A 23,917-nucleotide genomic window follows, 5' to 3' on the forward strand; every position below is an offset into this window, starting at 1 on the left:
GCCCGCCTACCCGACTTTGGCGCGTACCCTGGAGAACGTGGGAAGCTAAAGGAGGCGCCCGCAGCTGCGGCGTCGTCGTACCCGGACTTACGAGGAAGAAGGACCATGATCGTCACCACTGAACGCGTGTGCGCGGGCCGCACCGTTACGCTGCGCGCGGCCACTCGCGGCGCCACCCTGCTCAGCTATCGCCTGGGCGATACCGAGATCATCGACGGCTACCGCGATCCTGTTGAGCTGCGTGAGCTCAACGGTTTTCGCAGTGCCGTGCTGGTGCCGTGGTCCAATCGCATCCGCGAAGGGCGCTACCCGACCGCGCTCTATCACGGCGAGGATCCAGCCGTGCGCGCTAAACTCCACGCCAATATTCCTGTAAGCGGTGTTCATAGCGTGCCGGCCCCGATTCCTGAGGCTGAAGCCGGCCTGCACGGCCTGGTCACTACCCGGGAGTTCGAGGTTATTCGCGCAGGCGACGGCGTTCTCGAGTTCGCCACCCGCGTGGATGCAAACGGTGTTTACACCTTCGAGCTTGCCGTAAACATTGTTTACAGCATTGGTGCCGACGGCTCCTTGCACGTGCGTCTACGCGCCGAGAACCTCAGCGAAGTAGCGGCCCCGGTCGCTCTCGGCTGGCATCCGTATTTCCGGCTCGCCGGTCCGCTGGCGGAGGCACGCCTGAGCCTGGACTGCCGCGCGCGTATCGCCACCGATACCACGCTTATTCCGTACGACGGCGCCGGCGCTTTCGCGCCGTGCGAGCCGCTCGCGCACTCCCCCATCGACCCGGCCACGGATTGGGCCTACGCGCAGCTTGCCGATGACGCCGGACCGGATGCGGGTGCTGTCGGCGCTGGCGGAGGTGCGGACGGTAGCGCGGACGGAAACGGTGGCGCCGGGACTAGCTGGAATGTGGCACGCCTGCACACCGGGGATCGCGAAGTAGCCCTGTGGGCACGCCTGGGCGACTGGCCTTCGAAGAATTTCCATATTTTTGCTGGCGCCGGGCTGGCGCGCGACGCCGGGCAGGCGGTAGCTATGGAGCCGTGCCAGGCGCTCCCCAATGCTTTCAATCGCGCCGAAGGCCGTGAAATGTTGCTGGAGCCGGGAGCGTGCCGCGAGCTCGAAGCGCGGGTTGTGGTGACGGAGACGGGTACCGCGTAGCTGAGCCGGCACAAGCTGTGGATGACACGCCGCTACGAGTCCTCCTGTGGATAGGCTCTGGGCGGGTGCAACGCGACTGTTAACGTGGCGCCATGAACGTACTCATAACCGGGCGCCGTGCCGGAATTCTTGCCAGCCTCTGTTTCCTTCTCAGCAGCTGTGGGGCAGGGGCAGGCGCGCCTCCCCCTGGGCTCTCCCCCGGTAACTTTTCCGGAATGCCTGCTGCTAGCTCCGCCCCACCCGCTGCGAACTCACCCTCGTCTACCATCAGTTCTGGCTCTGTCGCGCCCTCAGTTCCCCCATCCTCTCCCCCCACCTGGCCGGTCCAGATTCCAGTGCCCGCACCACCCGCCCAGATGTCCGAAGATTCCGTAGCGGGAGCCATCGCGGCCGGGCAGTATCTTTTCACCCTCCTCGATTACGCAACTATCACCGGCGATATCGCGCCCCTCTCCCCACTGGCCGGAGAACAATGCGATTGGTGCCAACACCAGATCGCGAAACGTGAAGAAACTGATTTCCGGCCCCGGCAAGCCACCGTTTTTAGTTTTAGCGATGCGCGGGGGCGCTGGAATGATCCCATAGCCGCCTATACCGTGCAGTTCTCCGTTTCCCATCCACCCAATCCAGTGATGAACCGCAAAGGCGCCGAAAAAACAGATCGTGCCGAAGAATTCTTTGTGACCATGCGGATTTTCCGCTCCGGTAGTAACTGGATCGTCGATGCGGTGGGGATGAACGATGACATTTTGGATGGAGGCGTGTGATGAGGCCATACACCAACCCCAGGTTCAGACCGCGCTGGTTCCTGCGCGCCTTCATCGTAGGCGTGGTCGCAGTGATATGCCTTGGCTCGTGCACGGTGAGCGCTCCGGCCCTCGCCCGCGAATATGCGGATGGTGAGGAACGCATTTACACCGCCCGCACCGATGCCGGCGGAGTGACCGTGGAAGGTCAGGTGAGTTACACCAGGCGTTCGCCCGGCGAGGCAGCCGGAGTGTCATCAAGCTCAGGTGCCCTTGCCAGCGGGAGCGCCGGACTCTCCAGCGGGCCTTATGGCCTGCCGTGGTCGCGCGGTGCACTAGTAGCCGCGGTGCGTGATGCGTCTCTACCGGGCCATGTGCGCGGCGCGGCAGGAATTCTCAGTTGGATACTGGGTAATGGCACTCCTCCGGCCGGCACTCAAGCGGGAGCGCCTCCCACCCCCGCGCAGCTGGAAAGGCTTATCCACACGGAAAGTATCCGGATCGCGGTAGCGAGCGCTGAGGCGCGGATGGAACCGGCGCGCGGCTGGGTGGCGATCAACTACCCTGTTCGCCTGCATTATTCCGCTCCGGCTCAACGGCATCCGGTTGTAGTGCTCGGCGCGGAGGTTGTTATTGACCTGATTCCCGTGCGGGCAACTTGGGAGGTGCCCAGCGCGGAAAGCACAGCCGCAAGAAACTCCGGAAACGCCACGCCCAGCGGCTCGCTCCCCGCTCACTCAGCACAGCTCATCCCGGCCCGCCAGCCCTTTACGGAAGTTATGTACCGCCAGGCCAATGAGGAGGTGAAAGCCACGCTCGTCATGGAGTGGGAGGTGCACTACACCGTTGCCGGGCAGCGCCGCACGGTATCGGAGTTGCTCACTACCCGCTCCGAAACAACCCCGGTGATAACGCGAGAGCTCGAAGCGCACCTGATCGGTTAGCTTCGAGCTCTCGGTATCAGCTATTCCTTGCTAGCGGCCCTAGCCGGTGCCTGAGCGTGGCCGCCCCTAATGTGGGGCTTTAGCTCGCGGCCCCGCTTGGGACGCAGCAATCCTAGTTCGCTGCGGCCAGGCCACCTCCGGAAGTCGGCGCGCCGGCACCGGCTACCGACCCGCCGCTGGGGCGAGTATTCACCCCGGAAGCCAAGCCTTCCATTTGCGCCGGTTCTTCGGCTTCGATCACACCATCCGGTAGCGGCTGGTCGGGCGACTGGCCGGTGAAGGTGAAGGACATCGGAATATTTTCCTTATCCACATCCACCACGATGATGTCCCCCTTGGCGAATTCGCCATAGAGCAGCTTCTCGGAGAGCACATCTTCCACGTCACGCTGGATGGCGCGGCGCAGCGGGCGTGCCCCGAGCACCGGATCGTAACCACGATCCGCCAAGAGTTCCTTCGCATCCTTCGTCAGGGCGATCGACAGGTTCTGATCCCGCAGGCGCTTATCCAGCTTGCCGATCATCAGATCCACAATCTGGAGGATTTCCGGGCGGCCCAGCTGCGGGAAGACGATAATGTCATCCACGCGGTTGAGGAATTCGGGCCGGAAATTGTTCTTGAGTTCTTCCGCAACCTTCGTCTTCATGCGCTCGTAGGAAGACGTGGTATCGGCATCGAACTGGAAACCAGTTTGCACACCCTTCGCGATATCCTTCGTACCCAGATTGGTAGTCATGATGATGATGGTGTTCTTAAAGTCCACCACCCGGCCTTGTGCATCCGTGAGGCGCCCTTCTTCCAAGATTTGGAGAAGAGAATTGAAGAGATCCGCGTGGGCCTTCTCAATTTCGTCAAAGAGCACCACGGAGAAAGGCTTGCGCCGCACTTTCTCGGTGAGCTGGCCGCCTTCTTCATAACCCACATATCCCGGAGGAGCACCGAAGAGCCGCGAAACGGTGTGCTTCTCCGAATATTCGGACATGTCCAAAGTGATCAGCGCGGATTCATCCCCGAAAAGGAATTCCGCGAGTGCCTTGGCGAGCTCGGTTTTCCCCACACCGGTAGGCCCGGCGAAAATGAAAGAGCCACCGGGGCGGTTCGGGTCCTTGAGTCCCGCGCGGGTACGGCGAATTGCCTGGGAAAGCGCGGTCACGGCTTCATGCTGGCCGATAACCCGCTTATGCAGCTCGTCTTCCATACGCAGCAACTTCGCGGACTCCGCTTCGGTGAGCTTGAAGACCGGGATACCGGTAGACATGGAGAGCACCTCGGTGATGAGATCTTCATCCACCACCGAGACGACGTCCATATCCCCGTCCTTCCAAGCCTGCTCACGGGCATCGCGTTCTTCACCGAGCTTCTGCTCTTCATCACGCAGGCCAGCGGCCTTCTCAAAGTCCTGGGCGTCAATAGCCGCTTCCTTAGCGCGGCGCGTGGAGGCGATTTTATCGTCCAGCTCGCGCAGCTCCGGCGGCGCGGTCATCTTACGGATGGCCAGGCGCGCCCCCGCTTCGTCGATGAGGTCAATGGCCTTATCGGGAAGGAAGCGGTCGTTAATATACCGATCCGCCAGGGTGGCGGCCGCCTCCAGGGCGTCGTCGGTAATAGTCACGCGGTGGTAGGACTCGTACCGGTCCCGCAAACCACGCAAAATATCAATGGTTTGTTCCACGGTGGGTTGTTCCACCTGGATGGGCTGGAAGCGGCGCTCAAGCGCGGCATCCTTTTCAATGTACTTACGGTATTCATCGAGGGTGGTTGCCCCGATGACCTGGAGTTCCCCGCGGGCCAGCATCGGCTTGAGCAGCGAGGCGGCATCCAGGGCACCTTCCGCGGCACCCGCACCCACCAGGGTATGGATTTCGTCAATGAAAAGAATAATATCCCCGCGGGTATTAACTTCCTTGAGGATCTTCTTCATGCGTTCCTCGAAGTCGCCGCGGTAGCGCGAACCAGCCACGAGGGAACCCATATCCAGGGAATACAGCTGCTTATCCTTGAGGGTTTCCGGCACATTACCCGCGGCGATGGACTGGGCCAGGCCCTCGACCACCGCGGTTTTACCCACGCCGGGTTCCCCGATCAGCACCGGGTTATTCTTGGTGCGCCGGGAAAGCACCTGCATAACCCGCTCGGTTTCGGTATGCCGGCCGATCACGGGATCAAGCTTGTGGTCACGCGCGGCGGCCGTGAGGTTACGCCCGTACTGATCCAGAATCGTGGAGCCGGCCTTGGTGCCTTCACGCGGGCCCCCACCCACCCCAACGGCTTCCTTACCTTGGAAACCGGAGATGAGCTGGCTGACCTGGTTCCGCACGGTGGGCATATCCGCACCGAGCTTGATGAGGACCTGCGCGGCAACACCATCCGCTTCGCGGGTGAGACCGAGGAGGAGATGTTCGGTTCCGATATAGGAGTGGCCCATCTGAAGCCCCTCACGCATCGCGAACTCAATGACCTTCTTGGCGCGCGGCGTGAAGGGAATATGACCCGAGGGTGGTTCCTGGCCTTCGCCGATAATATCGATGACCTGCGTCCGGACGGACTCAAGCGTCACCCCCAGGGCTTCCAAGGCCTTTGCGGCCACCCCTTCGCCCTCGCGAATGAGGCCGAGCAAGATATGTTCGGTCCCCAGGTAGTTGTGCTTGAGGTTCCGTGCCTCTTCCTGCGCGAGCACGATGACTCGCCGGGCGCGGTCAGTGAACCTTTCGAACATAACTCTCCTTGCACTTGCAATCTTCTAAAAGAGTAACGGCCCGCGGCCCGGGAGCCGTCCCCTGTTCGCCAGTGGCATGAGTGTGTGGCTCACATTTTGCTGAGGGAAAAAGCCGAATTAGCGCGGAAATCGCTGTTCTTGATGAGATTTCTGAGCTTATTTCACTATCCCTAGGCCCTTAGACCTAGGATTATGGGGCGCCGCGGCGAGTTAGGCGCTGGCCGGTTCCACCTCAACCAGGAGCGTAAAGGGGCCGTCATTAACGAGTTCCACATCCATCATGGCCCCAAATTGCCCGGTGGCTACCTCCAGCCCGTAGGTCTCCCGCAATTCGCGCACCACCGCCTCATAGAGCGGATCGGCAATTTCCCCGGGCGCGGCCTTGGACCACGAAGGCTTGCGGCCCTTGCGCACATCCGCGTACAGAGTGAATTGCGAAACGAGCAGCACGGGAGCCTGCGCTTCTTCCGCGCTGCGCCGACTATTCGGCTCATCGGTTCCATCCGCGGCGCGTAGCACTTTCAGCTGCGCGATTTTCCGCGCGATTTTCTCCACTTCCGGGGCGCCATCCCCGTGCGTTACACCCAGGAGCACGCACAGTCCCGTGCCGATCTGCGAAATCACACTGCCGTCCACCGTGACGGATGCGCGCGTGACGCGCTGAATAACTGCTCGCATTCTTCCTCCTTCGTGGTGCGTGTAGTACGACGACGCAGCTAAGGGCCTGCGCTCACCCCGCTTTACCAGGACCCTTTCCCGCGCCCGCGCGAACTGCGGCGCGGCCCCATCCGCTGTTCTTCGGGACCCAGATAGTAGAGCGCGCCGTAAGCCGCCCCGAGCATGAGGAACGGCTGGAAAGGTAGGCGAATGGGTGTAAAAAGCACGATCCCCGTGACGAGAGCGCAGCCCAGCAGCACCCCGCTCCAGAACTTCTTATCCTTGCGGGCATAGCGAAAATCCGCATCCGGGCGGCGCAGACAAGCCACCAGCGCCCACACCATAAACGCGAGAATCGCCAGCTGGATCACAAAAAATATCCCGTTGCAGATATCTGTGACGAGCCGCAAGGTTGTTAGGTTCATGGTTCTCCGTCCTCGTGGTGAGCGTGGTGCTCGCCCTCATTCTAGTCACGGCCTACGACACTTTTTCGCCGCTTTCACGAATGGTCACCACAACGGGAGCGTGCGTAGGCAGAGGAATAGGTTCGACGCCGCAGCGGAATTCCCCTACCCGCACCGCGCCCAGCGCCGCTGGCTCCCTGATCAGCGCGAGGGCAAGCGGACCTTCTTCCCAATGCCGCACCGCCGACAGCACCAGGCCCACAACCACCCCCTCGGGCTGATTCGTTTCCGTTTCGACCGCCACAATCCCGCTCGCCCCACCCGCACTCACGGCATCGGATCGCTCCGCGAGTACCGGCGTGCCAGCCTCGGGTAAGTCGGCCGCGTCCGGGCCTTCCAAATATAAGCAGGCCAGGCTCCGGCCGGCACCGCCGAGCTGGCGGGTACTCGCTTCTCCGGATTCGCGAGTGCTTACTTCCCGGGATGCGCAGCTGCCCGCTACCCCAGGTCCGTATATCTCAGTCGGGCCCGCCCCGGCGCGCGCCGCCCGGAACGGATCCGGGCGGCGCGCCGCGGCCCGATGAGCATCCCAGGCAAATAAACCTACCGGGCTCATGCCGGCCGCTTGCCCGGCCCGGGCAAGTACCTCAATATCCTCGACCAGGAGGATCACAATATCGCTATCCGGCCACCAGTCTTCCCAGAAAACAGCGGATAGCCCCGACCGACCGTGCATGGCCGCACGGAGGCGCTTGGCTCCCTGCGTCGTCGTCCCTATCGCGATGTAGTTGGCCGGGCACATAGTGGAATGGATCCCACCCGGTGGAGTCAAGAAAACATCTTCACGACTACCCGCACAGCGCAGCAGAGCACCACGAATCCGGCCCTCGGCGTCGCATTCCAGCACTTCGCGCGCGTGATGCGCGCCCGGGAGTTCGTGATGCGCGCCCAGACACTCACCCGGGCAAGCCCCGCCGGCGCCGCGCAGCACCCGCCAATGAGAGAGGTCCACGAAGCCGCGCCCGGCCTCCAGCTCGCGCTGCTCCACATAGGGATTGGTGTAAAAAGCAGCCACCCCGGCCGCGTCCCCTAGCCCGGGAACCGCACCGGGCCAGCGCAGCAGCGGGCTGGGTTTCACGATTCCGGTTGCGCTTCGGATGGCGCAGACTTCGGCTTCGCTTCCGGGCAATCGCTCTGGCGCTGAAGGCGGCCGGCCATATAGCTGCGCATCGGAACCCCGAAGGCGGCCATATCGTAAGCGTAGAAAAGCTCCGATTCCACGTAGCCACCCATGATTTGGCCGCCGGTATAGCTCGCGGCGGTGGGGGTGGCGGCGATGGCGTCCGCGACGATCTGGAATTGCGGGCCCTTAATGAAACCGGCCCAGGTCATGGCGTGACCAGCGGAAGTGGCAATCATTCCTTCCAGCACGAAACGCCCCTCCGTCCCCTGGAGGTTATTCGGGGAAACGCGCAGGTAGCCTTCGAAGCTGGACCACTGCTGGCCTTTGGTCAGGGCCGCGTACATCCGCCCGCCGGGAACTTCGCGATCCACCGCCCCGGCCGGCTCTTGGGAAAGCCAGGTCGCGGAGCGCAGGCGCAGGTAGGGGCCGTGGTCGTCATTATCGATGCGCAATTCGTGAAGGTAACCGGCTGCGTCCACACCTTCGTATTCGAGAAGACCGGCGCCGCGCCAGGTATCGACGAGCCAGGCCATCGGATAGGTTTCCGGACTGAGATTTTCAGGGATTGCAAAGACCATATGCTCAGGTTACCCGCCCCGGCCGGGTGCCGCCCAAAGTTACAGGCACACGCGGCCCGCGGCGGCGAAGCCCATAGCTAGTGTTATTTTCCCACGTCGGAGCGAAAAAGTCTTCATTTTTCACGCTTGGCCCGAAAGCACGACGAAAAGTTTCCGATTGCCCGTGCTCTTGTTATTCTGAAGCCACGGTGCCGGACCTTGAAAGCCCCGGGCTCCAACTAGCGCCGCTACGAGCGGCATTCGCGCCGTCAGGCGCTCTCAGGTCCGGCACCCTTTTCTTGCCCGATCTCACCGCCGCGCAATACACGTTTCGCCCCGTAATGAACTATCCTTGAAACGAGTCGTTCATCGATTGTTCATGTCCCCGAAACGAGGAATTCACGTGGGGTTATTCTCTAAATTCTCGCGTTCCACGCGGGTTTTCGACCTTATTGGCGCCCAGGCGGCGCATCTTCCCATTGCCGCCGCGGGCCTCGCGCAGCTCATGACCGCACCGGTTCACGAGCGCGGAGAGTTGCAACAGCAGCTGCACACCATCGAAAACAATGCAGATGAGTCAAATCACGCACTCCTCAAAGTGGTAAATAGGTCTTTCGTCCTCCCTTTCGACAGGGGGGATCTTTATGCCCTCACCACCGCTATCGATAATTGCGTGGACCTCATGGACGAGGTCGGGGAAAACGTGGCCTTTATGCGCCCCCTCACCCTCCCCGATAGCGCGCCGACGGTGGTGGATATTCTCAAGACCTGCGCCCGCCTCTCCTCGGATATTCTCGCGCATTTCAACCCCACTTCCCCGGATACTCGCGAATACTGGGTGGAAATTAACCAGCTGGAAAACAAGGGCGATTCCCTCTACCGTTCCACTCTCGCCTCGCTCTTTGAAAACGCCACCGATGCCATTGAATTGCTGCGCGTCAAACTGGTGGTGGACACTCTCGAGGACACCGTCGACGCTTTCGAGACGCTCGCCGCCGTGGTCGAGCGCATTGCCCTCAAGGAGTCCTGATTTTGTCCGAGTTGCTCTTTTTGGTGGGCACCGTCGTCGTCATTAGCCTCATTTTTGACTTCACTAACGGTTTTCACGACGCCGCTAATGCCATCGCCACCTCGGTAGCCACCCGCGCATTGACCCCCGGGGTGGCCCTCGCGATGGCAGCCGTCATGAACTTCCTCGGCGCGATGCTCGGCACGAAAGTAGCCGAAACAATCGGCTCCGGCATCGTTGATATTACCGAGCTAGAAAAAATAACCGGCCTCACCCTGGTACTCGGCGGGCTGGCCGGCGCGATTGGCTGGAATCTTATTACCTGGTGGCGCGGGCTGCCCTCTTCTTCTTCGCATGCGCTTATCGGCGGGCTGGCCGGCGCCGGTATCGCCTCCCTGGCCACTGTGCATTGGACGGTCATTTTCGACCGTGTGGTGGTGCCGATGATCGTTTCCCCCGCGGTTGGTTTCCTGCTGGCCTATCTCATTATGAAAGTGGTGCTGCGTCTCCTCACGGAGGCTCCCTACCACACCACTATGCATCGCTTCCGTTACGCCCAGACAGTTTCCGCCGCCATGGTGGCCCTCGGGCACGGCCTCCAGGACGCCCAGAAAACAATGGGCGTGATCGTGCTGGCCCTCACGGCCGGCGGTTTCCACAATCTTGAAGACGGCATCCCCACCTGGGTGAAACTGGCCGCGGCCGCCGCGATTTCTTTGGGGACCGCGACCGGCGGTTTCCGCATTATGAAGACGCTCGGCTCAAAAATTATTGATTTGGATCCGGCCCGCGGTTTCGTTGCGGAAAGCGTGGCCGCCAGCGTTCTTTATACGACGGCGTTTGTATGGGCCGCCCCGATTTCGACGACGCATACCATCACCTGCGCCATCATGGGGGTCGGTGCCACGAAGCGACGTTCGGCAGTGCGCTGGTCCGTGGCCGGCAATATTGCCACCGCCTGGATCCTGACTATCCCGGCGGCCGGCGCCCTGGCAGCGGTGGCCACCTGGCTGCTGCGCCTGGTTCTTATCTAGGCAAACTCGGGTATCTCGCCCGCACCGTGGCGCTGCCACTAGCGGGCGAGAACAGCGCCACGCGCGCGCCACATAGAAGTGAGGCGGCGGGCCGGTGCGGCGTCGTCGTACTCATATAGCATCCACAACACAACTGTGCCGCGCAGGATAGTTCCCGCGCGGCACAGTTCGCAAGGTAAACAGCGGAGCTTTTATCCGGTTTAGCCGAAGCGCCCGGAGACGTAATCTTCGGTTTCCTTGTGGGTCGGGTTGGAGAAAATCTTCTCCGTCTGGTCGAACTCCACGAGGTGGCCGGGCTTGCCGGTCCCAGCGATATTGAAGAAGCCGGTCATTTCCGAGACGCGCGCCGCCTGCTGCATATTGTGCGTCACGATCACGATCGTGTATTCCTCTTTGAGGCTGTTCATGAGGTCCTCAATCGCGAGGGTGGAGATCGGGTCGAGGGCCGAGCACGGTTCGTCCATGAGGAGCACCTCGGGCTTGACCGCGATGGCGCGGGCGATGCACAGGCGCTGCTGCTGGCCGCCGGAAAGCGAGGAACCCGGCTTATCGAGGCGGTCCTTCACTTCCTCCCAGAGGTTCGAGCCGCGCAGCGAGCGCTCCACGATTTCCTCCGCGTCGGACTTCTTGATCTTCTGCGAATTGAGCCGCATCCCCGCCAGCACATTGTCGCGAATCGACATGGTGGGGAACGGGTTCGCACGCTGGAAGACCATGCCCACGTGCTGACGGACGGTCACCGGGTCCACCCCGGGGCCGTAAATATTATTGCCGTCGATGAAGACGTCGCCGGTCACGTAGGCGCCGTCGATCACTTCATGCATACGGTTGAGGGAACGCAGGAACGTGGATTTGCCGCACCCGGACGGGCCGATCAGCGCGGTCACCGAATTCGGTTTGATATCCACATTGACGTTCTCCACGGCGAGGAAATCACCGTAGTAAATGCTCTCGTTACGAACACTAATTCCCTGAGGCACTGTTTTTCCTTTCGGCTGCCGCGTTAGCGGCCCTTCGGGGCGAAGATATGAGCAATCAAGCGCGCCAGCAAGTTGAATACCAGCACGATAAACACCAAGACGAGCGCGCCGCCCCAGGCCAGGTCGAGGTTATTGGCCTTGAACTGCGAGTAGACGAACACCGGGAGCGTCATCATCGGGCCGTTGAACAAGGAGTAGTTGAACGTATCCGAGACGGAGGCGGTAATCATCAGCGGGGCCGATTCGCCGATCACGCGGGCGATGGCGATCACGCAACCGGAAACGATACCCGGCAGCGCGGTCCGCAGCACCACCTTGATGATAGTGCGGGACTTCGTCACGCCGAGCGCGTAGGATGCTTCGCGCAATTCATTGGAGACGATGCGCAGCATTTCTTCGGTATTGCGGACCACGATCGGCGTCATAAGAACAACAAGGGCGACGGCGCCCATGATGCCATTGCGGAACCCGAGCGCGGGGGCGAGCACCGGAACAATCGCCGCGGCAAAGAGACCGGCCACGATAGACGGGATGCCCGTCATGATATCGACCAGGAAGGTCACCGAGCGCCCGAACCAGCCGCCCCTATTGTATTCCACCAGGTAGATGGCCGTCAGAACACCGAGCGGAATGGCGATGAGCGCCGTAATGCCGGTAATAATAAGCGTGCCCACGATGGCGTGGCCGAGACCGGGCTGAGCGCCGGGCAGGGACATGCCGAGGGTGGAATTATTGAGGAAGGAGTAGCTGAGAACCGGAAGGGCTTCCACGATCACCGTGTACAGCAGCGAGAGCAACGGAAGAACCGCGAGCGCAAAAGCACTGGTGATGAGCACGGTTGCCATGCGGTTGGCGCCGCGGCGCGGGCCTTCTACCGCGTACCCGACAATGCGGATAACGAGGAAGAAGACAAGGAGTCCCACCAGGACCGCGCCGAAAAGCGAATCCGCTTTGAAACCGAAGTGGAAAAGTAGCCAGGAAGCCAGCATGCACACGATGAGCACGGCCCAGTTGAAGAACTTGGGCAGGCGCCCGTATTCGGAGGCGAAGATCGGCGTGCCTTCGCTGACAGCCGGCTCGACCGGAATAGCGTGCGCTCCGCCGTCGGGTTGGCTGGCGGGGGTCTGTGTCACGTCAGTACTCATTAGGCATTCGCTCCTGAGAATTCTGCGTACCGGGCCAGAACGCGCCGCGCCAACCAGTTGACCACGAAGGTCAGGGCGAAGAGCATGAGGCCGATACCGATAAGGACCTGGCGCTGCAGACCGGGATGAGCTTCAGGGAAGTTCAGGGCGATCTGGGAGGCGATGGTGGAGTGCTGGCCCGGGGAGAAGAGGTTGAAGTTCACCTGCAGACCCGCCGAGAGCACCATAAGGAGCGCCATCGTTTCGCCCAGGGCGCGCCCCAGGCCCAGCATAGCCGCGGAAACGATACCGGAACGCCCCACCGGGAGCACGGTCATCTTGATCATTTCCCAGCGGGTGGCGCCCAGGCCAAGGGCCGCTTCTTCCAGCAGCTTCGGCGTCTGGAGGAACACTTCGCGGCACAGCGAGGTGATAATCGGGAGGATCATAATGGCCAGTACCAGGCCGCCCATCATGATGTTACGAGCCGGCGGCGTGAAAGCCACCAGGCTGGGCTGCAGGGGCCACCAGTCGAATTGGGCCAGTCCGCCTTCTTCACCCATGAATGGAACGTGATCCACCCACCACTGAAGAGGCGGGGTGAGCACATTGGAGACCCATTCGAAAACGGGGCGCACAATCGGTTCGAGAGTGCGGATACCCCACAGGCCGAAGACCACCGAGGGAATGGCCGCGAGCAGGTCAATAATGTAACCGAGGACGGAGGCGAAGCGCCGGTGCGCGAAATGCGAAATGAACAGCGCAATCGCCACCGCGAAGGGCACGGCAAGGGCGAGAGCCAGGAGTGCGGAAAGCACGGTGCCGAAGAGGGCTGCCCCGGCGTACTGCCAGAATCCCATCCCCTTCGTGAAATCTGCTGTCTCGGAGATTTCTTCCTTACCGGCAATGAATGCCGGATATGACTCGAGGAGCAGGAAGATGAAAACGGCACCCAGGATGAGGATGATGAATGCTCCAGCACCGATGGCTAGGCCGTTGAAGGTTGTGTCTGCAACGCGGCGACGCGCGCGTTTGCTCGGGCGGGCCGGCACTGCAGTCTGACCCACCTCCGGGGAGGTTTCCTGAGCGTTACGCTCAAGAACCTCCCCGGCTGCGTTATCTCGTTCAGTCATATCGACTTTCAGATAGAGGTATTCGGTTGTCTAACCGGTGTTTACTTGATGGTATCGATAACGGCCATGGCCTGCGTGCGCAGGGTTTCCGAAATCGGGGCGTTACCACCGTTGGCGGCGAAGGCGGCCTTCTGGCCCTCTTCAGAGACGACGTAGGTGAAGAACGCCTTGACCAGTTCACCGGTGGAGGCATCCTTGTATTCCTGGCAGCCGATGAGGTAGGAGAGCATGACGACCGGGTAGGCACCCTTGACGGAGCCGTCACGCTTGAGGTCCTTGTTGAGGAGGGTATCCGTGGCGCCTTCGGCGGCCGGGGAGTCATCCACCACGCGGGCGGCGGCTTCCGGTTCGGGACCGATGAACTCATCGCCAACCTTGACCTTCACCGGGGTGAGGGTTTCAATCTGGGAGTAGTCGGCGTAGATGATCGAGTTCGGGGTGGAAAGCGCCAGCTGGACCACGCCGGAGGTGGATTCGGCGGACTGACCGCCCTGGATCGGCCAGGTTTCTTCCGAGCCGTAGGTCCAGACTTCGGGGGCAGCTTCTTCCAGGTAGGACTGGAAGTTACCGGTGGTGCCGGACTTTTCCGCGCGGTGGATCGGAATAATGGTTTCGTCAGGAAGCTTGACGCCGGAGTTGGTGGCGGCAATCGCCGGGTCGTTCCACTTCTCAATCTGGCCGGAGAAGATCTTCGCGATGGTGGGAGCATCGAGCTTGAGCTCCTTGACGCCTTCGAGGTTCACAGCGATCGCGATGGGGGAAATGTAGACGGGCAGTTCCACGGCCACATCGGTCTTGCAGGCGTTGGAGACCTTGGTAAGTTCTTCGGCCTTGAGAGCCGAATCCGTGCCAGCGTACTGCACCTGGCCGGAGAGGAACTGCTGGCGGCCGGTGCCCGAGCCGGTGGGCTCGTAATTGACGGTCACGCCCGAGTTCGCAATGGTGAAGTTATCGCGCCAGGCCTGCTGCGCCTTCTGCTGCGAGGAGGCACCGGAACCGGAGATAGTACCCGAGAGGTTCGAGCCGCTATCCGCGGCCTGGGTGGTGGTGTCCCCCTTGGCGGCTTCGGTGGTGGCAGAAGTCGTTGCGTCCCCACCACAGGCGGAAAGGGTCAGAGCAAGAGCGGTGGCACCCGCAAGTGCCGAGATCTTCATGGTCTTCACTGTTTAATCCTTGCGTGTTCAGGAACGCCCGTTTCGGCGCTCGCTGGTTCGAGCCTAGGAAGCGTGGGTTACGGTGACCCGCACCGGAGGTAAACAGAAGGTTAACGAGCTTGTAGCATGTCTCACAGAGCGCTCTGGGTATGTGGCTGGCTGTGCGGGCCCGTTGGGCACACGGGGTACACAGGGCACGCTCACGGGAACAGCCTGCACGCTGGCCGCTAGACACACGGTCGCTAAAGCTCGGTGTGGACGGGGCGGAAGCGCTCGACGTCTACCGCGTGCTTGTCTTTCATATGGACGACGAGGATTTCTCCGGTTTTGAGGTAGGGATCTTCCTCGGGGAGCTTTTCGCGCACGTGGTGGCCGCCGTGTTTTTTAACGACGTCGATAACTGTGCTCAAGGTGGGGCGATGCAAGCTGACCGCCGCGGGAGCACCGCTGTCTGTTAGTACCCCTTCGATGGTTTTACGCACTCCGCCGGGGTTCTTCGCGTGGGAGTGTTCGGTGAGTGCGGCGACGCAGGTGAGGGAAACTCCGGAAGCCTGCGCGTAGGGGGCGATGGTGGCGGTGCAGCGCTGCCAGGGGGAGGAAACGAGCCGGTCCACGCCGTATACGCTGAGCACCGCGCTGATGGTGCGAGCCCGCGCGGCTCCGTGCGGGGTGAGGGGCCGGGTTTTTTCACTTCCGTTCCAGGCCGAGCGTTTTTGGGCGCGGGCGTGGCGCACTAGCAGCACCGCACGGGTGGTGAGTTCCCCGCGTTCCCAGTATTTCAGGACGCGTTTGAGCATGGCACGTTCGTCTTTATAACTGAGTTTTTCGAGGGCGGTTTCCGCGTTCATCCAGCGTGATCGGGTGATTTCGCCGGGGTGGGCCTTGGGGAATTCCGGGCGGGCGGCGACTGGCCGGGAGCGCGGTGTGAGCGGGCGGGCCACCCAGTAAAAGACCCGTTTCTTTTTCCCCGAGGAGAGGGTGTAGCCAATGGAGGGCAGGGGGCGCTGCAGGGCGATATATTCGCCGGTTTCTTCGTAGACTTCCCGTACGGCTGCCATGCGCGGGCCTTCGCCGGGCTTGTATTTACCCTTGGGGAAAGACCAGTCTTTATAGCTATCCCGGCGTACGAGTAGCACCTGGAATTCGCCTGCTTTTTTACGCCATACAACGGCGCCCGCAGCATGAACGCTGCCCATCACTCCCCCTTCGGCATAGTCGTTACGGATATGTGCGCACCCGCGGTTGTCCCGCGAAGCCCTGGCCGCAGCTTTCCCGGCAGATTCTGGGCCGGACCGCTGCCGGCGGGCCGGGGCGGCCCAGGTTTTCTAGTCCCCTCCTGCCACGCGTGAGCGTGCCTGCTTCATGAGCAGCTCCTGGATATCGACGAGCGGGCGGCCCTTCGGGCTGAGGTTGTGACGCACCCACCCGTCCGGGCCCAGGTGCCACGAGCTGGTGGTATCCGCGGTGGCAACATCCACAAGCTCTACCAGGCGATCCACCATATCCGGATCCGTGATCTTGATAAGGGCTTCGATACGCCGATCTAGGTTGCGATGCATGAGATCGGCGGAGCCGATGAAGACATCCGCGTCGCCGTCGTTACAGAACGCGTAGATACGCGAGTGCTCGAGGTAGCGCCCCAGAATGGAACGAGCCTTGATGTTATCCGAGAGCCCGGGGATGCCGGCACGCAGGGCGCAGATTCCGCGCACCTGGATGCTGACTTTCACACCAGCTTGGCTGGCCCGGTAGAGGGCGTCGATCATGGCTTCGTCCACGATGGAGTTGACTTTGAATTTCACCCACGCGGGTTTGCCGGCGTTCTTGTTTTCAATTTCGCGTTCGATCCGGTCGATAAGCCCGGAGCGGATGCCGGTGGGCGCCACGAGGAGCCGGTGGAAGCGTTCCTGCCGGGAGTAGCCGGAAAGCTGGTTGAACAGCCGGGTGAGATCCTGGCCTACATCCCGGTTGGAGGTGAGCAGGCCCAGATCCTCATAGCCGCGGGCGGTTTTCGGGTTGTAGTTGCCGGTACCCACGTGGCAGTAGCGGCGCAGGCCATCGGATTCTTGGCGAACCACCAGTGCGAGCTTGCAGTGGGTTTTCAGCCCGATCATTCCGTAGACCACATGGACCCCGGCGCGCTCTAGCTTGCGTGCCCACTCAATATTGCGCTGCTCATCGAAACGTGCCTTGATCTCCACGATGGCGAGGACCTGTTTCCCGGCGCGGGCCGCGCGGATGAGCGAATTGACGATGGGGGAATCCCCCGACGTGCGGTACAGGGTTTGTTTAATGGCCAGGACTTGCGGATCCGCGGCTGCCTGGGCGATGAATTGCTGCACCGAGGTGGAGAAAGATTCGTAGGGGTGGTGAAGCAGCACATCATGATCACGCAGCTTGGCAAAGAAATCCGCGGGTTTGGCTGATTCGGCATCGGTGAGCCCCGTAGGCGTGACCGGAACGTACTTGGGGTATTTGAGCCCGGGCCGATCCAGATCGTGAAGCTGCTCCAGGGATTGTAAATCCAAGGGCGCGGGTAGGCGGTAGGTATCAGAGGAGCTCACGCTCATTTCCTTCTGGAGGAAACTGAGGGTGGCATCATCCATATCCTCATCTACTTCCAGGCGCACCACCGGCCCGAAGCGCCGCCGGAGCAATTCGCGTTCCAGCGCGGTGAGGAGGTTTTCTGCGTCATCTTCTTCGACTTCGAGGTCCTCATTACGGGTAACCCGGAAGGTCGCGTAGCTCTGCACATCCATACCGGGGAAGAGCTCACCCAGGTGGTGCCCGATAAGTTCCTCCAGGGGCAGGAATTCAATATCGCTACCGGCCTCCACCGGAACGTTTTCCGGACTGTAGGCAGTGCCATCTTCTCCAATCATGAGGAAACGCGGGAGCAAATCCGGCACTTTCACCCGCGCAAAAGCGGAGGAACCGCGCCGATCCTTGAGGACGACGGCGAGGTTGAGGGACAGACCTGAGATATACGGGAAGGGATGGGAGGGATCCACCGCGAGCGGGGTGAGGACAGGGAAGATCTCATCCTTGAATAGCTTAGAGAAGCGCTGCTGTACCTGCGCATCTAGCTCATTCCAGCGGCGGATGAAAACGCCCTGGCCTTCGAGTTTAGGCTTGATATCCTCCGAATAGACTTTCGCTTGACGCGCGGTCAGTTCATGGGTGCGTTCCGCGATGCCTTTCATCACCTGGCGCGGGGTGAGGCCGGATGCGGCCACCACTCCGATGCCGGTATCAATACGGCGCTTGAGACCAGCCACCCGCACCATGAAGAACTCATCGAGGTTCGAGGAGAAAATGGAGAGGAACCAGGCGCGTTCCAAGAGCGGCAGGGTTTCATCCTCTGCCTGCTCCAGCACCCGCTCATTGAAAGCCAGCCAGGAGAGTTCCCGATCCGCGAAACGACCTTCGGGAAGCTGGGATTCCTCCGGGGCTTTCGCGGAGCGCTTGGCGAGTTTGCGGGATTCCTTAGCCATATCCGTGAGGGATTTCGTGGAGACCGGGGAGCCGAGCCGCACCGCCTGCAGGAAAGTTTCGTGCGGGGTGGGTTCCACAGCGCTGGCACCCTCCCGGGCCGCCAGGCGAGCACGGGTGGCGGAGAGGGCCGGTTCGGGTTGCAATTCATAGCGAACATGCCGTTCCGCCTGCGTGAACCCAGCTTTTCCGTAGACGTGCACCGCGGCGGAATTCGCGGCATCAACGTAGAGAATGCAGCGCGAGAAGCCCCGCGAGCCAGTGGTAACAAGGGCCCAGGCGGTCAGGAGCTTCCCGATGCCCTTGCCGCGGTGTTCCGGTGCCACCGCGAGAACGTAGAGTTCCAGCACATTCGCTTCGCTCGGTTCGCTGGCCGCATTGGCTTCACCCGCAGCCGATTCGCCAGCCGTGCCCGCAGCACCAGAGCCACCCCCAAGCACATTCGGCTTGAGCCACACAAAACCAACGAGTTCACCTTGGGAGCGCGCCGTTACTAGGAGTTCCGGCGTGAACCAGGGCGCTTCCATGCGTTCGCGCAGATCCTCCGCGGTGAGCTGGCCCTGATCGGGCAGATCTGCAAAAGCCTCCGCATTGAGGCGCGCAATATCCTCCAAATCAGCGGCAGGATCCACCGGAGCCAGCACGATCCCCGGCAAAGTCCACAGCGCGGGAGCAGGATTTTCTTCCGTAACCGGACGTTCCAAAACGAGGAGGGTACGCCCTGGGTAGAGCTGGGAAGATGCCGCGAGTTCCTGCGCGGCGGGCAGATCTCCGTGCGCCCACACCGCGGTTTCCCCCGCATCCAGAACGGTGCGCAGCAATTCCTTACCGGCACCCTTGCCGCGGGCCTCCGGACGCACGGCCAATTCCACATCCCCGGTGCGCCCGGAATGAGCCACCCCGACCACGGGATCCCCGAGAGTCCACACCCGCGAACTTTCCGCACCCGCGGCAATATCAAGAAGGGTTTGCTCACTGAAAGGCACAACACCATCCGCCGCGAAGCATTCCTGGGCGAGCTGATTAAAAAGCGCGGCCTGGTCCGGCTGCGGTGATCCGCTAACGATACTCATAGGAGGGCTCCTTTTTCCTGCTACCTCTTAACCGTAGTCGATCACGACGACAGAAAAGTTACGTCCAAGCAAACGAACGACGGCGCAGCGCCCCTCCGCCAGAGGGGCGCCCTCCCCGAGACCGTGAATTCCCGAGCGGGGCAGCACTGCTACCGAAACGGAGCACTTCCCGCAAATGCAGATCGGCTCCCCTCCCGGAACGGCACAGCTCCGCTAGGAAAGCGTGCCACGCACCGCCCGGGCTCCGGCCGCGCGGAATTCCCGCGCCGTTTCCAGCAGCGCAGCATCGCGGCGCGTGACCGGCGTGGCCAGCGGGTGCTCATCACTGGGGATCCAGAGCGGATCCACTTCGGCAAGGGTGTCACACAGGCGAGCCGAGCTGGCTAGCACCTCCGCGAAGTCCCCGCCGAAAGAACCGGCAAACACCTCATCCCAGCTGGATTGCACCTCCCCGAGAGTGGGGGTTTTCTCCAGTTTCTCCACTCCATCAGCTCCCTGGGAGCCGAGCTTTTCCCGCGCGACGGTGAGCCGCGCGGCGGCGTCGTTCGGGAAACGCCGCAACCATTCGCGCAGCAAGTAGCCGCGCCACAGCATTCCGGGAAGGGTGTCTTCCGGGGAGCGGGCCCATGCTTCGGCGATGACGTCGATACCTTCGGTGGCGACGAGGTCGAGCACGCGGGCACGTACCTCCGGATCTTCGGTGTGGTAACCGGAGCCGGGCAGCAGCGCCTGGGCCGCGGTGTGGGCAAGCTCGCTGTGGTAGGCGACGTCCGCTTCACCTTCGATCGACTCGAGCTGGTCCGGTTTCATCTGGGCCGGACGGCGAAAACTGCTAGCCATAATTTTTCCTCCACTCGCTCGGGGCGCGCCAGTGCGCTCGCTCACTCCTCTATTGTCGCACCTCAAAGCGGGCCTTAGTGCGGCTTTGAGCTGTTTTCCGCCGATTACGTAAAGGAGTTCCAGGATGCGGATTTCCACACAAATTCGACCCTACTTTTACCACCGGGCCAAAGCGCGCTACACTACTTCGTGGGCCTCTAGCTCCAACGGTCAGAGCACTGGACTTTTAATCCAAGGGTTGTGGGTTCGAATCCCACGGGGCCTACCATTTTCTCTTTCGCTCGTCGAGGGACACCACCTTACTGATCGCACCCTGTTCATCCTGCGGCCCTTCCGGTTCAGAATCCCCTAGCCACCTATCAGTAGCTTTCGCGGGGATCCCAAGCGTTTGGGACATTTTGAACGCCAGGGAGCGACTCCCCCATACTCGCGCGGCCGCTTGCGCAAAGAGCGACGGCTTTTCCACCTTGATGCGGATCGGCTCCGATTTTTTCCACCCGAGCGAGGAGAGTTGGATATGCAGGCTGCGGGCGCGGTCGGCGCTAATGATAGCGAGGCGCTCGGCGCGCACAATAAGCGCCGCCACACTTATTCCATAATCGGCTTTGACTTCCAAGAAGCCGCGCATGGTTGTGTGCTCATCGATCCGTTCGCGCATCACTTTTTCCGGAACCAAGAGCGCGCCGGCAAAATCAAAGGCCCGGTTTTCTTCCGGGGAACGGGTGCCCCTGATGGGTACTCTCAGATCGGCGTCGAAAAGAAGGTGCCCCAATTCGTGCGCAACGGTCAGACGAGTTCGGCCACCTTCCGTCGGGCCGGTCAGCGCGATGAGCGGACGAGAATTTTCCCGCATGGGTATGCTCGCACCCAGATGCCCCGGGGTTTTCTGCGGACCCATCAGGTTGAGCACAACTCCGACGCCGAGGTTTTCCGCGAATTGAGTCATATTTCGGATAGGCGCATCTGCCGGCAGCCCCGATATTTTCCGCGCGTGAAAAGCCGCATCCTCCGGGGCCGCGAAATGTTTAGCCCTCAAAGCACCCGGAAATTCCCGGAACCCGGAAGCTTTCGACGTGTAATTCCATGCCCTGCTGGCTTCGCGGACACTCTGAACCACCTGCCGTTCTGCCCGCGCCGACGCCGCACTCTTTTTGCGGAAAGTTGCCACGGCGGTATCGAATACCGTGGGTGGCACGCTGAAAAAAGTGAGGGGGTATTTGAAGACGCTACTGGCTCGCGCAGCAAGACCGTCCGGAAAGGGGCGAGTTTGATTAACGATCTGCGAGATAAATGACTGCCGCACTCCCAGGGCTTCCGCGAGCTCAGTTTGGGTAAGAGCTTCAAGATCTTTGAGGAGCTCCAAACGCTCACTATAAAAGACTGGCCCTTCCATCACTTGCCTCGTTTTCTTCCTCCCAGCCCACGGGATTGAACCAATTCGGAATACTGTCCCCCTGCGCGAAAACTAAGTCATTGTACGCAATACTTGTATCCGGGCGGATATCTATGGAAAAGAGGGACTTGACAGGCTTACCGTATTCCCCTGCCTCCAGCGGAGCCACCAACCGCGCCGTGAATCCTTGATCCATATTCTCAGGATCCTTGAAATTCCAGCCCATAATGAGGTTGAGAGTATCGCTCGTTATCTCCATATCCTTCGCCTGCGGATCAACGACAGGCAAGGCCAGCTGGCGGTTGAGCGTCTCGCTATTCACCTCATAATAATCGCGCCGCGCCCGGTTATAGCCGGCAATAGGGATACCGCCCGGATAATCCCAGCGCTCCTTTAGGATACGAATGCGAACGTTTTGCTCATGGTTCAGGATAATGAGCTGCCCCATTCTGCTACGGTTGCCGCCGACGATGTACCCACCCGGCAAACCGCCCTGATCTAGGCCGAGCCCTAAATGAGCCCGAACGGTCATTGACCGGTGCCAACCGTAATCTTCAGCGGGAAAATCTTTAGTGGCGTGGTCAGCCTTACTAATAGCCAGCGATAGGTAGTTGAACAGGACTGCCCCTACCTCATTTTCTGTGCGGTTACCCAGTTCCCACATATCGTCAGCATTCATGACCATACCTCCACTGCTTATATTATAAGCAGGAAAGTAACATTGGAACTAGGCTCTATTTTGAAGTAGAACAACGGTTTTCCGGCCTCTTACCGCCACGCTCTTCACCCCGTTCCACCACTCGCAGCCCGACCACCGCGCCGACGACCCCACACAGGAACACCACTTTCAGCACGCTGAGTTCCTCCATTCCCCGCACGGCCGCAATTGCTACGGTGAGCACCGCGCCGATCCCCGTCCACACCGCGTAGGCCGTGCCGAGCGGAATTTCGCGCAGCGCCCGCGAAAGCCCCCACATGGATACAATGAGCGCCACGCCGAACACAATCGCCGGCAGCGGGCGGCTGAGTCCGCGCGAATCGCCGAGCGCCGTCGCCCATATTGCTTCGAAAATACCGGAACCCACCAGAATCGCCCAGGCCATTAGCTCACCACCTTGAGTCCCACCACCGAAGCGATAAGCACGATAAGCAGCAGCACGCGAGCGCGCGAGGTGCTTTCTTGGCCGCTCAGCCAGCCGTAGACCAGCGTGAGGCTCGCGCCCACGCCCACCCAGACCGCGTAGGCCGTGCCGGTGGGGATTTCGCGCATGGCCCAGGCCAGGCCGAGCAGGGAGAGTGTTTGTGCCAGCAGAAAAACCGCGACCGGGCCGCGCCGGGAAAAGTGTTCAGATTTTTCGAGGGCTGCTGCCCATACGGTTTCGAGTGCTCCGGAAAGGAGCAAAATAGTCCACGCCATAAGAATTGTGGCCGTCTTTGCGCTGGGCGGGTACGGCTCCCTCGTCCGCGGCGGTTGGTGCGCCCGGGCCCAGGTTAGCACGTGCGCCGGGGAGTATCCTCGAAGCATGAATATCACCTCGCTCACCGTTTCCGACCAGCCCGTTGCCGCGCTCGATATCACCCCTTCCGAGCAGGGTTTTTGCCTTGTTGCGATCACGCACGCGAACGGCTCGGAGCAGCGCCGTATTCTTTCCGACGACGCCGCCCTCGTGCTCTCCGCCACGCCTGTGGATACTTCCGCCACCGGGGCCGTGGCGCTTCTTTCCGAGCTGGGCGAAGGTGAGGTTGATATGGCTGCGCTGGCCGGGCAGGTGGTGGCCCTGGGGACCGCCCGCTTCCGGGCCGGTGATCTCACCGACGAGCAGCTGGAGCTCACTCCGATAGCCCCCGGGCGGGTGAGCGAGCGGGATACTCCGCGTATTGTGCCTGCTGAGATGCTTGAGGGGCGCGATCCGGCCGCGGTGTTCCCGCGCATTCCGGACGGTTTGCCCGATGCGTGGAGTACGCCGGTGGGGCGTTTCACTCCCGAATATGAGGAGCGCGCCCGGGTGGTGTGGGAGACTCTGGCCGCCGCCGGCTACAGCCCGGAGTTCTGGTGGGCGGGCAGCGAGGATGGCGAGGTCATCGCGGTGCCCTTCGGGGAATGCGGAGAGGCCTTCCTCGTCGGCATTGAGGAGCCCGATGAGCAGGTGGAGATTGATGCGCATATTGCCGCCGGTGAGCTCGCCGAGTGGCTGGAAAGCGAAATTGACCTGCTGCGGCCAAATGAGTAGCGCGGCGAGGTGGCGGCGGCGTCGTACCACCGCGCGCAGCGCGCCCGAGCGCGGCGCCGCATCGTAACGCGCCCGCGCACGGCACG

Annotated in this window: 22 protein-coding genes, 1 tRNA gene and 1 pseudogene; 7 read left to right on the forward strand and 17 right to left on the reverse strand. The window is 61.6% G+C overall.

Annotation, left to right across the window (positions count from 1 at the left end; genetic code table 11):
- Positions 1 to 105 precede the first annotated feature (105 nt).
- The 3 genes from ACRQEC_RS07430 (at position 106) to ACRQEC_RS07440 (ending at position 2,851) form a co-directional block, all read left to right on the forward strand.
- The gene (locus ACRQEC_RS07430) at positions 106 to 1,161 is read left to right on the forward strand and encodes an aldose 1-epimerase (protein WP_016442274.1); all 1,056 of its coding nucleotides are present in this window, start codon (positions 106 to 108) and stop codon (positions 1,159 to 1,161) included.
- Between the two features lie 335 nt (positions 1,162 to 1,496).
- Entirely contained in the window at positions 1,497 to 1,928 is a 432-nt protein-coding gene (locus tag ACRQEC_RS07435; RefSeq protein WP_155875811.1) for a DUF6318 family protein, read from the forward strand.
- Complete coding sequence (locus tag ACRQEC_RS07440) at positions 1,928 to 2,851, forward strand: hypothetical protein (protein WP_016442272.1); 924 nt, start codon at positions 1,928 to 1,930, stop codon at positions 2,849 to 2,851. Before ACRQEC_RS07435 ends, ACRQEC_RS07440 begins: the two co-directional genes overlap by 1 nt.
- Positions 2,852 to 2,963: 112 nt before the next feature.
- Here ACRQEC_RS07440 and ACRQEC_RS07445 read toward each other — a convergent pair whose 3' ends face one another.
- The 5 genes from ACRQEC_RS07445 to ACRQEC_RS07465 form a co-directional block, all read right to left on the reverse strand.
- Positions 2,964 to 5,567 (reverse strand): ATP-dependent Clp protease ATP-binding subunit, encoded by a 2,604-nt coding sequence (locus ACRQEC_RS07445; protein WP_016442271.1) that lies wholly within the window; start codon positions 5,565 to 5,567, stop codon positions 2,964 to 2,966.
- Between the two features lie 210 nt (positions 5,568 to 5,777).
- Positions 5,778 to 6,245, reverse strand: a complete 468-nt coding sequence (gene dtd, locus ACRQEC_RS07450; protein WP_016442270.1) for a D-aminoacyl-tRNA deacylase — start codon at positions 6,243 to 6,245, stop codon at positions 5,778 to 5,780.
- A gap of 62 nt (positions 6,246 to 6,307) precedes the next feature.
- Entirely contained in the window at positions 6,308 to 6,649 is a 342-nt protein-coding gene (locus tag ACRQEC_RS07455; protein ID WP_126135454.1) for a DUF2516 family protein, read from the reverse strand.
- Positions 6,650 to 6,701: 52 nt separating this feature from the next.
- A complete protein-coding gene (locus ACRQEC_RS07460) occupies positions 6,702 to 7,766 on the reverse strand; it encodes a hypothetical protein (protein ID WP_284890310.1) in 1,065 nt (354 codons plus the stop codon).
- Positions 7,763 to 8,389 (reverse strand): heme-binding beta-barrel domain-containing protein, encoded by a 627-nt coding sequence (locus ACRQEC_RS07465; protein WP_274736220.1) that lies wholly within the window; start codon positions 8,387 to 8,389, stop codon positions 7,763 to 7,765. The genes ACRQEC_RS07460 and ACRQEC_RS07465 overlap by 4 nt, the downstream gene beginning before the upstream one ends.
- A 382-nt stretch (positions 8,390 to 8,771) precedes the next feature.
- On the opposite strand from ACRQEC_RS07465, the gene ACRQEC_RS07470 reads away from it, so the two are divergent.
- Both ACRQEC_RS07470 and ACRQEC_RS07475 read left to right on the forward strand, forming a co-directional pair.
- A complete protein-coding gene (locus ACRQEC_RS07470; protein ID WP_435729869.1) occupies positions 8,772 to 9,398 on the forward strand; it encodes a DUF47 domain-containing protein in 627 nt (208 codons plus the stop codon).
- 2 nt (positions 9,399 to 9,400) lie between these two features.
- The gene (locus ACRQEC_RS07475) at positions 9,401 to 10,411 is read left to right on the forward strand and encodes an inorganic phosphate transporter (protein WP_016442265.1); all 1,011 of its coding nucleotides are present in this window, start codon (positions 9,401 to 9,403) and stop codon (positions 10,409 to 10,411) included.
- 200 nt (positions 10,412 to 10,611) lie between these two features.
- Here ACRQEC_RS07475 and pstB read toward each other — a convergent pair whose 3' ends face one another.
- From pstB to ACRQEC_RS07510, 7 genes are all read right to left on the reverse strand, one after another.
- Entirely contained in the window at positions 10,612 to 11,391 is a 780-nt protein-coding gene (gene pstB / locus ACRQEC_RS07480) for a phosphate ABC transporter ATP-binding protein PstB (RefSeq protein ID WP_320756048.1), read from the reverse strand.
- A gap of 23 nt (positions 11,392 to 11,414) precedes the next feature.
- Complete coding sequence (pstA, locus tag ACRQEC_RS07485) at positions 11,415 to 12,524, reverse strand: phosphate ABC transporter permease PstA (protein ID WP_231366658.1); 1,110 nt, start codon at positions 12,522 to 12,524, stop codon at positions 11,415 to 11,417.
- Between the two features lie 11 nt (positions 12,525 to 12,535).
- On the reverse strand, positions 12,536 to 13,648 hold the full coding sequence (pstC, locus tag ACRQEC_RS07490) for a phosphate ABC transporter permease subunit PstC (RefSeq protein WP_301575474.1): 1,113 nt from the start codon (positions 13,646 to 13,648) through the stop codon (positions 12,536 to 12,538).
- Between the two features lie 41 nt (positions 13,649 to 13,689).
- Positions 13,690 to 14,802, reverse strand: coding sequence for a phosphate ABC transporter substrate-binding protein PstS (gene pstS / locus ACRQEC_RS07495; RefSeq protein ID WP_039898602.1), 1,113 nt, complete (start codon positions 14,800 to 14,802; stop codon positions 13,690 to 13,692).
- A gap of 242 nt (positions 14,803 to 15,044) precedes the next feature.
- Entirely contained in the window at positions 15,045 to 15,998 is a 954-nt protein-coding gene (locus ACRQEC_RS07500) for an NUDIX hydrolase (protein ID WP_016442259.1), read from the reverse strand.
- A 129-nt stretch (positions 15,999 to 16,127) separates the two neighbouring features.
- The gene (locus tag ACRQEC_RS07505; RefSeq protein WP_016442258.1) at positions 16,128 to 19,367 is read right to left on the reverse strand and encodes an RNA degradosome polyphosphate kinase; all 3,240 of its coding nucleotides are present in this window, start codon (positions 19,365 to 19,367) and stop codon (positions 16,128 to 16,130) included.
- A gap of 213 nt (positions 19,368 to 19,580) precedes the next feature.
- The gene (locus tag ACRQEC_RS07510; protein ID WP_284898559.1) at positions 19,581 to 20,207 is read right to left on the reverse strand and encodes a hypothetical protein; all 627 of its coding nucleotides are present in this window, start codon (positions 20,205 to 20,207) and stop codon (positions 19,581 to 19,583) included.
- A 191-nt stretch (positions 20,208 to 20,398) separates the two neighbouring features.
- Between ACRQEC_RS07510 and ACRQEC_RS07515 the strand changes: the two genes are divergently transcribed.
- Positions 20,399 to 20,475, forward strand: a tRNA-Lys gene (locus ACRQEC_RS07515).
- Here ACRQEC_RS07515 and ACRQEC_RS07520 read toward each other — a convergent pair.
- From ACRQEC_RS07520 to ACRQEC_RS07540, 5 genes and pseudogenes are all read right to left on the reverse strand, one after another.
- Positions 20,470 to 21,153, reverse strand: coding sequence for an ImmA/IrrE family metallo-endopeptidase (locus ACRQEC_RS07520; protein ID WP_284890306.1), 684 nt, complete (start codon positions 21,151 to 21,153; stop codon positions 20,470 to 20,472). The two genes, ACRQEC_RS07515 and ACRQEC_RS07520, sit on opposite strands and share 6 nt — an antisense overlap.
- A gap of 264 nt (positions 21,154 to 21,417) precedes the next feature.
- Positions 21,418 to 21,600, reverse strand: a pseudogene (locus ACRQEC_RS07525) (helix-turn-helix transcriptional regulator); the annotation flags it as partial.
- The gene (locus ACRQEC_RS07530) at positions 21,578 to 22,279 is read right to left on the reverse strand and encodes a hypothetical protein (RefSeq protein WP_087069759.1); all 702 of its coding nucleotides are present in this window, start codon (positions 22,277 to 22,279) and stop codon (positions 21,578 to 21,580) included. The gene ACRQEC_RS07530 and the pseudogene ACRQEC_RS07525, both read right to left, overlap by 23 nt.
- Before the next feature lie 55 nt (positions 22,280 to 22,334).
- On the reverse strand, positions 22,335 to 22,703 hold the full coding sequence (locus tag ACRQEC_RS07535) for a DMT family transporter (protein ID WP_284890305.1): 369 nt from the start codon (positions 22,701 to 22,703) through the stop codon (positions 22,335 to 22,337).
- Positions 22,703 to 23,017, reverse strand: a complete 315-nt coding sequence (locus ACRQEC_RS07540; RefSeq protein WP_284890304.1) for a DMT family transporter — start codon at positions 23,015 to 23,017, stop codon at positions 22,703 to 22,705. The genes ACRQEC_RS07535 and ACRQEC_RS07540 overlap by 1 nt, the downstream gene beginning before the upstream one ends.
- Positions 23,018 to 23,123: 106 nt before the next feature.
- On the opposite strand from ACRQEC_RS07540, the gene ACRQEC_RS07545 reads away from it, so the two are divergent.
- Positions 23,124 to 23,831 carry a hypothetical protein gene (locus ACRQEC_RS07545; RefSeq protein ID WP_284890303.1) on the forward strand — a complete coding sequence of 236 codons (708 nt, stop codon included), beginning with the start codon at positions 23,124 to 23,126 and terminating at the stop codon, positions 23,829 to 23,831.
- Positions 23,832 to 23,917 lie beyond the last annotated feature (86 nt).

Origin of the sequence: Actinotignum saccati (assembly GCF_051265055.1) — a bacterium.
Classification (GTDB): Bacteria; Actinomycetota; Actinomycetes; order Actinomycetales; family Actinomycetaceae; genus Actinotignum.

What these genes read in the sequence shown, in the direction of transcription:
- pstC (WP_301575474.1), bottom strand. Translation starts at nt 13,648, where the DNA reads ATGACTGAACGAGATAACGCAGCCGGGGAGGTTCTTGAGCGTAACGCT.
- ACRQEC_RS07530 (WP_087069759.1), bottom strand. Translation starts at nt 22,279, where the DNA reads ATGAATGCTGACGATATGTGGGAACTGGGTAACCGCACAGAAAATGAG.
- pstS (WP_039898602.1), bottom strand. Translation starts at nt 14,802, where the DNA reads ATGAAGATCTCGGCACTTGCGGGTGCCACCGCTCTTGCTCTGACCCTT.
- ACRQEC_RS07510 (WP_284898559.1), bottom strand. Translation starts at nt 20,207, where the DNA reads ATGGCTAGCAGTTTTCGCCGTCCGGCCCAGATGAAACCGGACCAGCTC.
- ACRQEC_RS07500 (WP_016442259.1), bottom strand. Translation starts at nt 15,998, where the DNA reads ATGGGCAGCGTTCATGCTGCGGGCGCCGTTGTATGGCGTAAAAAAGCA.
- ACRQEC_RS07545 (WP_284890303.1), top strand. Translation starts at nt 23,124, where the DNA reads ATGAATATCACCTCGCTCACCGTTTCCGACCAGCCCGTTGCCGCGCTC.
- ACRQEC_RS07430 (WP_016442274.1), top strand. Translation starts at nt 106, where the DNA reads ATGATCGTCACCACTGAACGCGTGTGCGCGGGCCGCACCGTTACGCTG.
- dtd (WP_016442270.1), bottom strand. Translation starts at nt 6,245, where the DNA reads ATGCGAGCAGTTATTCAGCGCGTCACGCGCGCATCCGTCACGGTGGAC.
- ACRQEC_RS07505 (WP_016442258.1), bottom strand. Translation starts at nt 19,367, where the DNA reads ATGAGTATCGTTAGCGGATCACCGCAGCCGGACCAGGCCGCGCTTTTT.
- ACRQEC_RS07465 (WP_274736220.1), bottom strand. Translation starts at nt 8,389, where the DNA reads ATGGTCTTTGCAATCCCTGAAAATCTCAGTCCGGAAACCTATCCGATG.
- ACRQEC_RS07445 (WP_016442271.1), bottom strand. Translation starts at nt 5,567, where the DNA reads ATGTTCGAAAGGTTCACTGACCGCGCCCGGCGAGTCATCGTGCTCGCG.
- ACRQEC_RS07455 (WP_126135454.1), bottom strand. Translation starts at nt 6,649, where the DNA reads ATGAACCTAACAACCTTGCGGCTCGTCACAGATATCTGCAACGGGATA.
- ACRQEC_RS07535 (WP_284890305.1), bottom strand. Translation starts at nt 22,703, where the DNA reads ATGGCCTGGGCGATTCTGGTGGGTTCCGGTATTTTCGAAGCAATATGG.
- ACRQEC_RS07520 (WP_284890306.1), bottom strand. Translation starts at nt 21,153, where the DNA reads ATGACTCAATTCGCGGAAAACCTCGGCGTCGGAGTTGTGCTCAACCTG.
- ACRQEC_RS07440 (WP_016442272.1), top strand. Translation starts at nt 1,928, where the DNA reads ATGAGGCCATACACCAACCCCAGGTTCAGACCGCGCTGGTTCCTGCGC.
- ACRQEC_RS07540 (WP_284890304.1), bottom strand. Translation starts at nt 23,017, where the DNA reads ATGGCGTGGACTATTTTGCTCCTTTCCGGAGCACTCGAAACCGTATGG.